Genomic DNA, 14,405 nt, shown 5'->3' with positions numbered 1-14,405 from the left:
CACCATCCGTGTCGATTTTAGAGCCATATTTTGCCCCGCAAGGGGCTTTGGCGTCTTTGGTGGACGGTTATCAGCCGCGCGAAGGGCAGCAGCAATTGGCAGAAGCGGTTTTCAATACCTTAAATGCCGACAGCGTCCTGCTTGCCGAAGCCGGCACCGGCACCGGCAAAACCTTTGCCTATCTTTTACCGATTCTGTTAAGCGGCAAAAAAGCCTTGGTCTCGACCGCGACGAAAACCCTGCAAGAACAGATTTTTAGCAGCGATTTGCCCTTAGTGCGCAAATTGCTCGCCAGTCCCGCCAAAATGGCTTTGCTGAAAGGGCGGAGCAATTATTTCTGCCATTATCATTATGGCAAATGGCAGGAAAGCAGTGCGAATTCCCCAATCGAGCGCGCGCAAAGACGGCTCGTGGAAGCCTTTATCGACCGCAGTTTGGACGGCGATTTGGTCGCCTTGGAATTAGCCGAAGACGATCCCGTGCGCCAGCGCATCAGCAGCACGACCGACAATTGCTTGGGACGCGACTGTGAATTTTTTGAAGAATGCTTTGTGCAAAAAGCGCGGCAGAAAGCCAAAGAAGCGGATGTGGTGGTTGTCAATCATCATCTGCTTTTGGCGGATTTCGCTTTAAAAAGCGACGGCTTTGCGGAAATTCTGCCGGATATCGACGCCTTTATCATTGACGAGGCGCATCATCTGCCGCAGACGGCGGTGAATTTCTTAGGCGAACGTTTTTCCTCGCGCCAAGTGCAGTTATTTTTAGAGGAATTACAGGCAGCGCAATTAGCCGATGCCCCTGATGCCTTGGAATTGCAAAAGCAGATTGCATTGAGCCATCAAGGTTTGAATCAATTATTAAGCGAGCTGAAAAATCAGGGCGGCTTATTCGGCGATCAGCAGAGCAGCCGCGCAAGCGCCGGCAATCAATATTATGACGGCGAAGAATTGCGCGGCTTAAGCGTTTTTTGGACGGCGTTGCAGGCTTTGGCGGAATGTCTGGCGGCACTTGATGCGAGCTTGAGTCCGCATCATGAGCGGAGCAAGGTTTTGGCGGCTTTGGCGGAGCGTTTGGGCGAATTGCGCAGTTTGCTGATTCGTTTTTTAGATGAATTTCATCATGATAAAGCAGCATCCGATGAGAGCGAAGAGGACAATGCCTTAACGGATACCGCGCAATGGCTGGATGTGGGGCAGCGTTCCTTTGTGCTTAATGCGGTGCCGGTTAATGCGGCGGGCAAATTTGCGCAATGGATTAGTCAGTCGCAGGCAGGCTGGTGTTTTCTTTCCGCCACTTTGGCGGTGGATAATAAATTCGACCATTTCCGCCGCGAATTGGGCTTGGGACAGAATGTGCAAACCCTGCTGCTGGGCAGTCCTTTTAACTACCGCCTGCAATCTCTGCTTTATCATCCGCCGCAATTGCCGCCTCCGAATGTCGAGCATTACACTGCCGCTTTGATGCAAGCCGCCTTGCCGGTGCTTAAACGCAGCAAAGGGCGCGCTTTTTGTCTGTTTACCAGTTATCGCGCCATGCACGAGGCGAAAGCCTGTCTGGAAGATGAAGATTTCACGCTTTTCGTGCAGGGAGAAATGCCGAAAACGCAATTATTAAGCGAATTCCGCCGCAGCGAACGTGGCGTGCTGCTGGCCACCGCCAGTTTCTGGGAGGGCGTGGACGTACGCGGCGACCGCTTGGTCTGCGTCGTGATTGACAAACTGCCTTTTGCCGCGCCCAATGATCCGGTAACCAAAACGCGGCACCGTCTGCTGGAAGAAAAAGGACTGTCGCCTTTTATTCACGACAGCCTGCCGCAGGCGGTAATCACGCTCAAACAAGGCGTGGGGCGTTTGATTCGCGACAGCGCCGATTACGGCGTATTATTGATCGGCGATCCGCGTCTGACCGGCAAGGGCTACGGCAAGATTTTTCTCGACAGTTTGCCGCGTATGACCCGCACCACCGATTTATCCATTGTTGACCGTTTCTTTACTTATCATGAACCATCATCCTGATTTATCGCACCCGCTGTTAGCGATTGACACTTCCACGCCTGCCGCTTCTGCCGCTCTGCGCTGCCAAGGCATTATTACGGCGGAATGTCATCAAGGGCATACCAAGCATACCGAAGTACTGTTGCCGATGATTGACCGCCTGCTGCAAGCGGCGGGGCTGAATATCACCGATTTGGGCGGCATCATCATCAGCGCAGGGCCGGGGGCGTTTACGGGTTTGCGCGTGGGCGCAAGCATGGCGGCAGGGCTTGCCGCCGCTTATGATACGCCGCTCGGCTGCCTGTCTTCTTTGGCTTTATTGGCGGCAGCTGCCGCGCCGACAGAAGATAGCACCGTGCTGGCTTTGATGGACGCGCGCATGCGCCAGCATTATGCCGCTGTATATGAATATCGCGGCGGCTCATGGCGATTGGCTGCGGAAGAGGGTTTATTTTTTGCCCAAGATTTGCCCTCGGCTTGGCTGGAGACTGCCGACAGCGCAATTATTTCGGGCGATAATTATGTGGCGGATAAAATAGCGCATTTGCCGCAGCAGCAAGCCGTGCCGCAGGCGCGCGACGCATTTGCGGCACTCAATCTCTGCCGCTGGCAATCACCGCAGCAAGCGATAGACCTGCAATATCTGCGCAATGAGATTACTAGTTGATGGATAGGGTATTTACGACCGAGTTGGCGGTGCACATCGGCGATATCAATTACGGCGGACATTTAGGGCATGACCGCCTGATTACCTTGCTGCATCAGGCGCGTTTGGATTTTTTGCAGCAATTAGGCGCCAATGAATTGGATTGCTTCGGCTGCGGTTTGATTATGCGCCGCCTGCAAGTCGATTATTTGGCAGAGGCCTTTTTGCGCGATGTTTTGCACGTGGAAATGCAGGTGACGCAGCTCAAGCAGGCGCGTTTTAATCTGGCTTATCGGATTCGGCGCGGCGAAACCCTGATTGCCCGCGCAGAAACGCTGATGGTTGCCTTCGATTACCGCAGCCGTCAGGTCTGCGCTCTGCCCGAGGCATTTGTACAAGCTCTTAGTGAGGAAGCGCATGGATAGTGTGAAATTATTGCGCCGCATTTTAATGCTGCTGACGGTGGTCGTCATCTTGGCGGTTTTGCTGATTATTTTCCAGCTGACCGATTTCGGCTACCGCGCCTTTATGCAGTTGAAAGACAGCTCGCCGTGGCTCTTAGGCATTTATCTGGCGGTGGTGGCGGTAGTGGCATTGGCAGGTCTATATCTGGTCTTTAAGATTTGGACGCTGGGACGCAGTAAGCCGCAGAATAAAAAAAACCGCGTCCGCCCCAGTCTGGAAAGCGTTCAGGCAAGGTTGGAGCAGGCGCGCGAACAGGGCTTTGAAGCCGAGGAATTAGATGCGCAATTGGCGGCTTTACCGAATGAGCAGGCGCAGGAATTGGAAGTCGCCTTTTTCGGCAAAATCAGCACCGGCAAAAGCTCTTTAATCCGCAGTCTGATTCCCGATGCGCGGGTGGAAACCTCGGTCATCGGCGGCTCTACCGGCAAAATCGAACGCTTTTATTATCAGGCGGCGCAGGGCTTAAGCCTGCAATTATTGGACATGCCCGGCACGCATCAGGCGCAGACGGTGGCGCATTTGGCGGAAGAAGTCTTGGCGGCGGCAAGACGGGTGCATATTGTCTGCTATGTGCTAGATCAGGACATTACCGCTTCGGATAAGGCTTCGATTATGCAGCTCAACGATTTCGGCAAACCGCTGGTGGTGGTGCTGAATAAAATCAGCCGTTACAAAGAAAGCGAACGCCGCCAATTGCTCGAGCATATCCGCAGTGAAATTCCCGCCGATGCGCAATTGGTGGCGGTGGACAGCATTCACGCCAAAGAAGTGCAGATTCAGGCGGCAGATGGCAGCCTGCGCAAAGAAGAGCGTTTGCTCGGTGGCGATGTGCATGCCTTGGTGCAACTCTTTGCCGATTTGGAAGCGCGGCGCGGCGAATTGAGCAGCAGCCAGCGTCAGTCGCTCATCGAATTGGCGGACGATACCTTATCGCAGCGTCTGGCGGCATTTCGTCGCGAACGCGGCAAAAGCATTGTCAAAACTTACTCGCGCAAGGCGATGTTCGGCGGGGTTGCCGCGGTCGGGCCGGGAACGGATGTGATTATCCAAGGCTATTTGGGCTTGGAGCTGATTAAATCTTTGACCAAACTCTACGGCGTTTCCACGCAGGATGTGGATTTGCAGGGTTTATTGGAAGCTGCTGGCGGCAAAGTACGCTCGCAATTGACGGTGATGCTTGCCTTGACCGGCAATGTCTGCAAAGCCTTTCCGGGTATCGGCACGGTTTTGGGCGGAGCGAGTCATGCCGTGGCTTACGGTCTGATTTTCGAGAGCTTGGGACAGGCGATTGTCGATACGCTGGACAAAGCGGAAACGCAGTTTACGACGCAGAACGTGCTCAATGCCTTTGAGCAGCAGATACAGCGCGATATGGAAAAACGCGCCGTTTCTTTAATTAAAACCGCATTGGGAGAGAAACATGGCGGCGCATAAACATTTGCAAATCGCCCGCGACAGCATCACGAAATTGCTGGAAGACAATCGTCTAAGCGCCGGTGCTAAGGCGCGTTTGGGCGAGGATTACCGCCAATTGCAGCGCCTGCTCGACAAACTCGAGCGCGGCAATGTGCATGTGGCGGTTTTCGGGCGCGTGAGCGTGGGCAAATCGGCTTTGCTGAACGCTTTGGCAGGACGTGAGGTGTTTGAAACCAGCGTTTTGCACGGTCATACCAAACATAGCGCGGAAACCCTGTGGCAGAGCTTTGACAGCGGCGGTGTGTTTTTGCTCGATACGCCGGGGATTGATGAAGTCAACGGCGAGGAGCGGGCGCAGATTGCCGATGAGGTGGCGCGGCAAGCCGATGTGATTTTGTTCGTGATTGACGGCGATATGACCGATATCGAGCATCAGGCTTTGCGCGCTTTGTATCAGCCGACCCAGCCGATTGTGCTGGTATTGAATAAAGCCGACCAATACGACGACAGGCAGGTCGCCGCTTTATTGGGCAATTTGCGCCGGCAGTTGCGCGATATTCTGCCTGCCGAACATATTGTCGCCGCCGCGGCAATGCCCGAAAAAACCTTGGCTTTTATCGAAATGCCCGACGGTAGCGAACAGGAACAATGGATTGGCGGCGAGTCGCAGGTCGAGGCATTGCGCACTCTTTTATGGCAGCTGTTGCAGGAAAAAGGGCAGAGTTATGCCGCACTCAATGCCAGCGTTTTTGCCGGACGCATGAGCGAGAAAGTGGGGGCGGAAATCGTGGCGGCGCGCAAAGAAGTCGCAGAAAGGATTATCCGCCACTATGCCTTGTTCAAGGCGGTAGGAGTGGCGGTCAATCCCCTGCCGGCGGTAGATTTATTGGCTTTGGCGGCGGATTCGGGCATGGTGCTGCATTTGTCGAAAGTCTATGGCATCGAGCTGACCCGCCACGAAGCCGGCAAATTAATCCGCACCATTGCCCTGCAAACCGGTTTGCTGATGGGAACGGTCTATGGCGTGCAGGTCTTGTCTTCGGTCTTAAAAGGCTTGACGGGCGGACTTTCCACCGTATTGACCGCCGGTGCGCAGGCAGGGGTCGCCTTTTACGGCAGCTACGTTATCGGCAAGGCGGCGCAGCAATATTTTGCCCAAGGCGAGTCTTGGGGCAGCAGCGGCGCGAAGGCGGTGATTGAGCAAATCATGGCGGATTTGGATAAAGAAGCATTAATCGATGAGGCAAAATCTTCAGTCAAGCAAATTTTAGGCAAAGGAAAACAATGAACACAGCATGGTGGAACAGCGAGGCATTAAGCGCGCAGGATTTAAGCAAAGGATTGTCTTTGCTGGCATTTAAAGGCATTCATGACGGCGATATTTATTTGCAGCGTAGCCGCAGCGAGCAATGGGCATTATCCGAACACAAAGTGAAAACCGCCGCTTATGATGCCGGCGCCGGCTTGGGCGTGCGCGCGATTGTCGGCGAGCAGACCGGCTTTGCTTATGCCGATGCTTTGGATAGCGCTTCGCTGTTTGAAGCCTGCCGCTTCGCGCGGCAAATCGGACGCCAACAGGGCGATATCCATCTGGCGGTGGAAGCCAAAGCGCAAAACATTACGCCGCTTTATCCCGCCATAGATCCGCTGCAAACCTTAAGCGCGGCGGAGAAAGTCGCGCTGCTGCATTTGGCGGATGATTATGCCCATCAATTGGATAGTCGCGTGGTTGATGTGAGCGTTTCGCTGGCGGCAAGTGCGGAAGAGATTTTCGTGCTGCGTTTGGACGGCTATTTTGCCGAAGACGTGCGCCCTTTGCTGCGTTTTAATGTTTCGGTCGTGGTGGAAGAAAACGGTCGCCGCGAAAGCGGTTATTCGGGCGGCGGCGGACGCGATGGCTATTTGGCATTGCTGCCGCAAGAACAGGTGCGCCGCTATGTCGAAGAAGCGGTGGCGCAGGCGCTGTTTAATCTGCAAGCCCGTCCTGCGCCAGCCGGCAGTATGCCGGTGGTGCTGGGCAACGGCTGGACGGGGGTGCTGCTGCATGAGGCGGTGGGACATGGTTTGGAAGGCGATTTCAACCGCAAAGGTACTTCCGTATTTAGCGGTAAAATCGGGCAGTCGGTTTGTTCGCCGCTGTGTACGGTCATTGACGACGGCACGATAGCGGGGCGGCGCGGTTCTTTAAGCGTGGACGACGAAGGCACACCGACGGCAAGAAACGTATTGATTGAAAACGGGATTTTGCAAGGTTATATGCAGGACCGCCTCAATGCGCGCCTGATGAAGGTCGCCCCTACCGGTAACGGACGGCGCGAAAGCTATGCCCATTTGCCGATGCCGCGCATGACCAATACCTATTTGGCCGCGGGCGAACACAGCCGCGAAGACATGATTAAAAGCGTGAAGCGCGGCATTTACGCCGAGCAGTTCGGCGGCGGACAAGTCGATATTACCAACGGACAATTCGTCTTTGCCGCCACTCAAGCCTATTTGATTGAAGACGGTAAATTGACTGCGCCGCTCAAGGGCGCGACCCTTATCGGCAACGGCTTGGAAGCGATGCAGAAAATCAGCATGGTGGGTAATGATTTGGCGCTGGATAGCGGCATCGGCAGCTGCGGCAAAAACGGGCAGAGCGTACCGGTGGGCGTGGGCTTGCCCAGTGTGAAAATTGATGAATTAACGGTGGGGGGAACGGCATTATGAGCCTGATGAACGAAGCAGTATTTGCTGAAAAAGCCGCGATCGTCCTAGAACGCGCCCAAGCATTAGGCGCGCAGGAATGCAGCGTGCAACTGTATCAAAGCGAGGGGCAGTCCCTGCAATTGCGCGAAGGTCAATTGGAAGAGCTGAACCGCGAGCAGGAATTGAGCGTCGATATTTCTGTGTTGAAAAACCAAGCGATGGGGCATTGCAGCATCAGCGATTGTACTTCTGATGCGCTGTGTGCGGCGGTGCAGGCTGCGATTGACGGCGCGACATATACCGAAGCCGACGAATATTTCGGATTGCCGGAAGCGCAGTATTATCGCCCCTTATCCGCCCAAGCCTTGGCGGATTTAGAATTGGACAGCGGCGTCTTGCCGAGCAGCGATTGGCTGGAAACACAGGCACAGATAATGGAAAGCAGTGCCAAAGCCTATGATGCGCGGATTGTTCTCTGCGACGGCGCAGGCGCCGATGCCGGACGCAGCTATGTCTATCTTGCCCAATCCAACGGTTTTGCCGGCGGCTATAGTAGCAGCCATGCAAGTTTGTCCATATCGGTATTGGCACGCGAACAAGACGACCAGCAAACCGATTTCAGCTGGGACAGCGCGCGTTTTTACCAAGATTTGCAGGCTCCCGAAAGCATCGGCAGACAGGCGGCGCAAAAAGCGATTGCCCATTTGCTGCCCAAAGCGATTGCCAGCGGCGAATATCCGGTGATTTTCGATCGCGAGATAGCCATCGGACTGCTGCGTCATGTGGTGCAAGCCCTTGAAGGGCGGGCGCAATACCGCAAACTCAGTTTTTTAGCGGACAGTCTTGGCAAGCAAATCATGCCCGAATGGCTGAGTCTGCAAGAGCATCCGCATTTGCCGCGCGCACTTAGCAGCATTCCTTTTGACAGCGAAGGTTTGGCACCGGCAGACAGCGCCCTGATTAGCGAGGGCAGAGTCGCGCGTTATTTGCTCAACAGCTATGCCGCGCGCCGCCTTAATAGTGCGCCCACAGGCAATGGCGGCGGTGTGCATAATCTGAAACTGCACAGCCAAACAGCGCCTTTGCCGCTCGAAGAGCTGTATCGGCAGATGGGGCGCGGTCTGATTGTTACTTCGCTGATGGGGCAGGGCGTGGATTTGCTGACCGGCGATTATTCGCGCGGCGCTTCAGGTTTTTGGGTGGAAAACGGTGTGATTAGTCATGCGGTGGAAGGACTGACGATTGCCGGCAATCTCAATGAGATGCTGCGTGATATTGTCGCGATTGGCGATGATGCCGATACGCGCCGCAGTATTCATGCGCCTTCGATATGGATTGAAAAAATGGTAGTGGCGCAGTAGTTTTGGACGGTCAAATTCTATTTGAGCGGATGTAAAAATGAATCAGGCTTAGCATATGCTAAGCCTGTTTTGTTTTAGAACCAGCCGCAAAGCAGCGTGATAAGGAAGGCGCCAATCGCAAAGCCGTAAAAAGCGAGACGTGTGCGGTTGCCGACATGTATGTGCATATCATGCAAAATGTAATAAAAGCGGTGGCAGCCGTGCCAAAGCATGGTAAAGACGATACCCGTCAGCACTAAAAAGACCAATTTATGTGCAACAAAGGCATGGATATTGGCGTAAAACTGCGCGGGATCGCCGAACATGCCTAGGGGCAGCATGATGCAGACAACTAAAACGACAGGTGCCAATGCCAATGCAGCCACGGTACCGCCGACGGAAAATAATCCCCAGTAAACAGGTTTGAGATGTTTGTGTTGCGACATAGCTCCCTCCTTAAGTCAAGCAAGCGGCGATGATGATTAAGACCAGCGTTACGCCGCCCAATGCAGCCCAGCTGCCCATGATGAGTATTTTATCGGCGACAAAACCGTTGCCTTTCGGGATTTTAACCGCTTTCGGCATAGCTTCAAACCATGTTTTGCTATTGAGCAAGGAGCCGACAATTACGCCCAGATTAATCAGCACCATCAGAGGGTTTTTCTGAAAAGCCACCCAAGCTTGCCAACTGTCGAGATTGCTTGCCAAGGCAACCAAACCGCAAAAGAGGTTAAGCGCCGCGATAGCGGTCGTAATACTGGTCAGCTCGCGCAGCATATACCATTGATAAAAGCGGCTTGCCATGTACCAGTTATCCGGCTGTTTGTGTTGATAAGGTTTACGCGCCATGAGTCGCCTCCTCTTCTTTTTTCACTATACCCATTGCCCAATACGGCACCGCGGCGGCTTTTGCCTGCTGAATTGCGCCTGCCGGATCCACGTGTTTCGGGCAGACTTCGGAGCAGGCGCCGACAAAGGTACAAGGCCAAATGCCGTTTTCTTCGTTCAGCACCTTAAAGCGTTGTTTTGCGCCCTCGTCGCGATTATCGAGATTGTAGCGCTGCGCTAATGCCGTTACCGCCGGTCCAAGAAACTCCGCATTGATGCCGATTTGCGGACAGGCTTGGTAGCAGAGCATGCAGTTGATGCACATGGTGTATTGCTTGAATTTCGCCAATTGCCGCGGCGTTTGCAGATATTCTTTATCAGCTAAGGCGCGCGGATTTTTCGTTACGATGAAAGGACTGATGCTTTCCAAGCGGTCGATAAAGGGCTCGACGTCCACAACCAAATCTTTTTCAATCGGGAACATATCCAATGCGCCGATGATGATTTCGCCGATGTCGGCGTATTCGCGCACGAATGTAGAACAGGCGAGTTTGGGTTCGCCGTTGACCATCATGCCGCAGCTGCCGCAGACTTCCATACGGCATGACCAGCGGTAAGCCAAGGTCGGGTCGAATTCGTCTTTGATTAAAGCGAGCGCGTCTAAAATCGACATATCCTGCGTCCACTCGATTTCAAAGGCTTGCGGCCAAGGGCGCTCATCCACTTCAGGCTGATAGCGCATGACTTTTAAAGTAATGGTATTGCTCATGATTTTTGCTCTCCTGCCGCGCCGTACACACGTTGAGCGGGCTGTGATTTTGTAATTTTGACGGGACTGTAATCAATGCGCGGCGCTTCGCCATGATTGTAATAGGCAAGCGTATGCTTGAGGAATTGCTGGTCGTCGCGCTCCGGATAATCCAAACGCTGATGCGAACCCCGCGACTCTTTGCGTTGTGCGGCGGAATAAATCATCGCTTCCGCTACATCCAGCAAATAGCCCAATTCAATCGTGGTCAGCCAGTCCGTATTGAAGGTATCGCTGTGATCGGTCACTTTCACGCGCTGATAACGCTGTTTTAAGTCTTGAATGACTGCAATCGCGCGTTCGCAGTTTTCCGCGCTGCGATAAATCCCGATTTCCGCTTCCATCATTTCGCCTAGGGCATTGCGGATATCGGAAGGACGTTCCGTGCCGTCTTTGCGCTGCAATAAATCAAGGAAAGGTTGGTAAGTTTTATCGGCAAGAGCATTAAAGGCTTGCTGATCCAAAGCATGCGCTTGGCTTTGCACGTATTTAAGCGCGTCTTCGCCCGCCACTTTGCCGAATACCGACAGCTCGGATAAGGAATTCGAGCCTAAGCGGTTCGCCCCATGAATGCCGACAGAAGAACATTCGCCGACGGCATACAGACCCGCCATTTTCGTTGCGCAGCGTCCGTCGGTTTCAATCCCGCCCATCGTGTAATGCGCGGTCGGACGCACCGGAATCGGCTCATGCACCGGATCGACGCCGACGAATTTTTTTGCCAAAGAGCGGATAAAAGGCAGGCGTTCATTAATGTAAGCCTCGCCCAAATGCCGCAAATCCAAATTCACTACCGCACCGCGTGGCGAATCAATCGTGCGTCCTTTTTTCCATTCGTGATAGAAGGCTTGCGATAAGCGGTCACGCGGACCGAGCTCCATATATTTGTTTTTCGGCTCGCCGATCGGCGTTTCGGGTCCGAGACCGTAATCCTGCAAATAACGGTAGCCGTCTTTATTGGTCAGAATACCGCCTTCGCCGCGGCAGCCTTCCGTCATCAAAATCCCCGAACCGGGCAAACCGGTCGGATGATATTGCACGAATTCCATATCGCGCAAAGGCACGCCGTGCCGATAAGCCATCGCCATGCCGTCGCCCGTCACAATACCGCCGTTCGTATTGTAGCGGAAGACCCGCCCTGCGCCGCCGGTGGCAATAATCACCGCTTTCGCCTGAATCGCCCGCACAATGCCGTTTTGCACGTCATAGCACAATACGCCGTGCAATTTGCCGTCTTCGACCAATAAATCCAAGGCGAAATGCTCGTCAAAACGTTGAATGCTCGGGAATTGCAGAGAGGTTTGGAACAGCGTATGCAAAATATGGAAACCGCTCTTATCCGCCGCAAACCATGTGCGCGGAATCTTCATGCCGCCGAAACGGCGCACATTTACATGCCCGTCGTCTTTGCGCGACCAAGGACAGCCCCAATGCTCCAATTGCACCATCTCTTCCGTACAATGCTCGACGAAATATTCAACGACATCCTGCTCGCAGAGCCAATCGCCGCCGGAAACCGTATCATTGAAATGGTTTTCCAAACTGTCGTCATCGCGCACCACGCCCGCAGCGCCGCCTTCCGCCGCCACAGTATGAGAACGCATAGGATATACCTTAGAAATTAAGGCGATTTTTGCCTCAGGACTGTTGCGTGCAATTTCAATGGCAGCGCGCAAACCCGCGCCGCCCGCACCAACAATCGCGACATCGCTTTGTATGATTTCCATAAATTGCCTCTCTTGTTTATATATTGTGTCGCTATTGTATCAGACTTACTAAAAAAATATAGATTGTTTGTGATGTTTTCCTATTAAAGCAAATTGAAATCGCCAATCCGCCTGATTTGTCTTCTGATAAAATATTGCCTTTTATTAGGCGGGAATAAAATGAAATTTACTTATCTAGCGCTTGTTGCTTGCGCTTTCTGCCAAGTGCAGGCACAGAATTACCAATATGAAGGCATTAATAGCGAGCCCAGCTGGAAAGAGCATATCGGCGGTGCTTGGGAGAAGGGGACTCTGCGTTTTCGCACCAGCGTGTACACCGTGCATTACAATCCTAAACCCGAGCATAACAACCACCAAAAACTCATTAGTGTGGAATATATCCGTCCTGACGACTGGCTGGTCGGTCTAGCGATTTTTCGCAATTCTTTCGGACAGCCGACACAATATGTATATCTCGGCAAAGACTGGACCTTATGGCAGCCGACTCCCGATTGGCGGCTGCGCGGCACGCTGACCGCCGGTCTGATTCACGGCTATAAAGACGAATACAAAAACAAAATTCCTTTCAATAATTTAGGTATTGCCCCTGCCATCCTGCCTATACTGGGCTTGCAATACAAAAATATCTTTCTTGAAGCGCATTTCTTTGCCACTGCCGGCGTGATGAGCACGGTGGGTTTTACTTATGATTTGGATAAATAAGATGAAAACAATCAGAAAATCTAGCAAATTGGATAATGTCTGCTACGACATCCGCGGTCCTGTTCTTGCCGAAGCCCAGCGTTTGGAGCGTCAGGGACACCGCATCATCAAACTCAATATCGGCAACCCCGCCCCTTTCGGCTTTGATACGCCGAGCGAAATCGTCGAAGACATCATCTCCAATATCCCTAAAGCGCAAGGCTACTCTGATTCTAAAGGCATCTTTGCCGCGCGTAAAGCCGTCGTCCATGAAACCCAGCGCATCGGCTTAAAAGGCGTCAGCGTTGACGACGTCATCATCGGCAACGGCGTTTCCGAACTCATTATGATGTCGATGCAGGCCTTGTTGGAAAACGGCGACGAAGTACTGGTACCGATGCCTGATTATCCGCTGTGGACAGCGTCTATCCGCTTAAGCGGCGGCAATGCCGTACATTATCTCTGCGACGAAGAGAACGGCTGGCTGCCGGATTTGGAAGACATCCGCAGCAAAATCAGCGCGCGAACCAAAGCCATCGTCATCATCAATCCCAATAATCCGACCGGTGCGGTGTACAGTCCGGAAATCCTAAAAGCCATCGCCGCCCTTGCAGAAGAACAGGGATTGATTGTATTTGCCGACGAAATCTACGAAAAAATCATCTATGACGACGCCGTGCATCATCCGATGTCGCTCTTTGTCAACAACACCCTCTGCGTAAGCTTCAATGGCATGTCCAAGGCTTACCGCGCGGCGGGTTTCCGCGCCGGCTGGCTGGTATTTAGCGGCAATACCCAAATGGCGCACAGCTACATCGAAGGCGTGGAAATGCTCTCTTCCATGCGTCTGTGCGCCAACGTCATGGCGCAATACGGCATTCAAACCGCTTTGGGCGGCTATCAAAGCATCAATGATTTGGTCGCGGAAAACGGGCGTTTGCACGAGCAGCGCGATCAAATGTACCGCAGCATCAGCGCCATTGAAGGACTGAGCATGGTCAAGCCGCAAGGTGCGCTCTACGGCTTCGTTAAAATGGACGTCGAACGCTTTAATATCCATGACGACGAACGCTTCATTTTGGACTTATTGCAGCAAGAACATATTCTCTTTGTTCACGGACGCGCCTTTAACTGGCATCAGTCCGACCATTTCCGCGTCGTCTTTTTGCAATATAAACGCGATATTAGCGAAGCCTGCGAAAAACTTAGACGTTTTCTTCGCAATTACCGCCAAAAATAGCCGAAAAAAATGCAAATCAGGCTTGACGAGCGCGGAGACTATCAGTAAAATGCACGCTCTCTTAGCTAGTCCCTGATAGCTCAGTCGGTAGAGCAAATGACTGTTAATCATTGGGTCGGCGGTTCGAGCCCGTCTCAGGGAGCCAAGAGTGAATTCCCGATAGCTCAGTCGGTAGAGCGACGGACTGTTAATCCGCAGGTCCCTGGTTCGAGCCCAGGTCGGGGAGCCAAATTCATCAAGCCTAAGTTGCAAAACTTAGGCTTTTTTATTGTGCATCTATTCCGCGACGATATAGTCGGAGAAGTGAAAAAGTATAGTCAAAGAATTCAAAAAGAGTTACAGTTTAAACACATCTCGCCGTACTCTCTGCGCTACCTGTTAGCAGTATTACTGTATCACTTTTTCATTTCTTTGACTATATTCCCACAAAGGCCGTCCTTGTTTAGGAAAGTACAACTGGCAACTCAAGAATCAAAGCAATGCTATTGGGGCAATACATAAGAACAAGTTGTTTGCGGTAGGGCTTTACGATTGCAGTATTAATAGTGATGTATTTCATTGTTGGGTAGAAG

Annotated in this window: 13 protein-coding genes and 2 tRNA genes; 11 read left to right on the top strand and 4 right to left on the bottom strand. The window is 52.8% G+C overall.

The annotated features are described in order from the left end of the window. The first annotated feature begins 8 nt into the window (after positions 1-8). From yoaA to ACJHVI_RS01530, 7 genes are read left to right on the top strand one after another with little or no spacing between them, the layout of a single operon-like run. Positions 9-2,015, top strand: a complete 2,007-nt coding sequence (gene yoaA / locus ACJHVI_RS01560) for a DNA repair helicase YoaA (protein WP_483182823.1) — start codon at positions 9-11, stop codon at positions 2,013-2,015. Then, the gene (tsaB, locus tag ACJHVI_RS01555; protein WP_483182822.1) at positions 1,999-2,661 is read left to right on the top strand and encodes a tRNA (adenosine(37)-N6)-threonylcarbamoyltransferase complex dimerization subunit type 1 TsaB; all 663 of its coding nucleotides are present in this window, start codon (positions 1,999-2,001) and stop codon (positions 2,659-2,661) included. Before yoaA ends, tsaB begins: the two co-directional genes overlap by 17 nt. Beyond that, positions 2,661-3,065, top strand: a complete 405-nt coding sequence (locus tag ACJHVI_RS01550; protein ID WP_483182821.1) for an acyl-CoA thioesterase — start codon at positions 2,661-2,663, stop codon at positions 3,063-3,065. The genes tsaB and ACJHVI_RS01550 overlap by 1 nt, the downstream gene beginning before the upstream one ends. Then, positions 3,058-4,539, top strand: coding sequence for a GTPase (locus ACJHVI_RS01545; RefSeq protein ID WP_483182819.1), 1,482 nt, complete (start codon positions 3,058-3,060; stop codon positions 4,537-4,539). Before ACJHVI_RS01550 ends, ACJHVI_RS01545 begins: the two co-directional genes overlap by 8 nt. After that, a complete protein-coding gene (locus ACJHVI_RS01540; protein WP_483182818.1) occupies positions 4,526-5,809 on the top strand; it encodes a DUF697 domain-containing protein in 1,284 nt (427 codons plus the stop codon). Before ACJHVI_RS01545 ends, ACJHVI_RS01540 begins: the two co-directional genes overlap by 14 nt. Continuing rightward, positions 5,806-7,230: a metalloprotease TldD gene (gene tldD, locus ACJHVI_RS01535; protein ID WP_483182817.1), complete on the top strand. Its 1,425-nt coding sequence runs from the start codon at positions 5,806-5,808 to the stop codon at positions 7,228-7,230. The genes ACJHVI_RS01540 and tldD overlap by 4 nt, the downstream gene beginning before the upstream one ends. After that, positions 7,227-8,570 carry a TldD/PmbA family protein gene (locus ACJHVI_RS01530; protein WP_483182816.1) on the top strand — a complete coding sequence of 448 codons (1,344 nt, stop codon included), beginning with the start codon at positions 7,227-7,229 and terminating at the stop codon, positions 8,568-8,570. Before tldD ends, ACJHVI_RS01530 begins: the two co-directional genes overlap by 4 nt. Before the next feature lie 74 nt (positions 8,571-8,644). On the opposite strand, the gene frdD is transcribed toward ACJHVI_RS01530, so the two are convergent. The 4 genes from frdD to frdA are packed head-to-tail and all read right to left on the bottom strand — an operon-like array spanning position 8,645 to position 11,912. Beyond that, positions 8,645-8,995: a fumarate reductase subunit FrdD gene (frdD, locus tag ACJHVI_RS01525; protein WP_115219187.1), complete on the bottom strand. Its 351-nt coding sequence runs from the start codon at positions 8,993-8,995 to the stop codon at positions 8,645-8,647. Positions 8,996-9,005: 10 nt separating this feature from the next. Next, positions 9,006-9,398, bottom strand: coding sequence for a fumarate reductase subunit C (locus tag ACJHVI_RS01520; RefSeq protein ID WP_483182815.1), 393 nt, complete (start codon positions 9,396-9,398; stop codon positions 9,006-9,008). Next, positions 9,388-10,146 (bottom strand): succinate dehydrogenase/fumarate reductase iron-sulfur subunit, encoded by a 759-nt coding sequence (locus tag ACJHVI_RS01515; protein WP_483182814.1) that lies wholly within the window; start codon positions 10,144-10,146, stop codon positions 9,388-9,390. Before ACJHVI_RS01515 ends, ACJHVI_RS01520 begins: the two co-directional genes overlap by 11 nt. Continuing rightward, on the bottom strand, positions 10,143-11,912 hold the full coding sequence (gene frdA / locus ACJHVI_RS01510; protein ID WP_483182813.1) for a fumarate reductase (quinol) flavoprotein subunit: 1,770 nt from the start codon (positions 11,910-11,912) through the stop codon (positions 10,143-10,145). The genes ACJHVI_RS01515 and frdA overlap by 4 nt, the downstream gene beginning before the upstream one ends. Positions 11,913-12,071: 159 nt before the next feature. Between frdA and ACJHVI_RS01505 the strand changes: the two genes are divergently transcribed. From ACJHVI_RS01505 to ACJHVI_RS01490, 4 genes are all read left to right on the top strand, one after another. Continuing rightward, the gene (locus ACJHVI_RS01505) at positions 12,072-12,614 is read left to right on the top strand and encodes a hypothetical protein (protein ID WP_483182812.1); all 543 of its coding nucleotides are present in this window, start codon (positions 12,072-12,074) and stop codon (positions 12,612-12,614) included. Between the two features lies 1 nt (position 12,615). Continuing rightward, positions 12,616-13,833 carry a pyridoxal phosphate-dependent aminotransferase gene (locus ACJHVI_RS01500; protein ID WP_483182811.1) on the top strand — a complete coding sequence of 406 codons (1,218 nt, stop codon included), beginning with the start codon at positions 12,616-12,618 and terminating at the stop codon, positions 13,831-13,833. A 69-nt stretch (positions 13,834-13,902) separates the two neighbouring features. Beyond that, positions 13,903-13,978: transfer RNA gene (locus tag ACJHVI_RS01495), tRNA-Asn, on the top strand. A gap of 8 nt (positions 13,979-13,986) precedes the next feature. Further along, positions 13,987-14,062: transfer RNA gene (locus ACJHVI_RS01490), tRNA-Asn, on the top strand. Positions 14,063-14,405 lie beyond the last annotated feature (343 nt).

The sequence above is a fragment of the Suttonella sp. genome (assembly GCF_056855035.1).
This window is presented reverse-complemented; position numbering and strand designations above follow the sequence as displayed.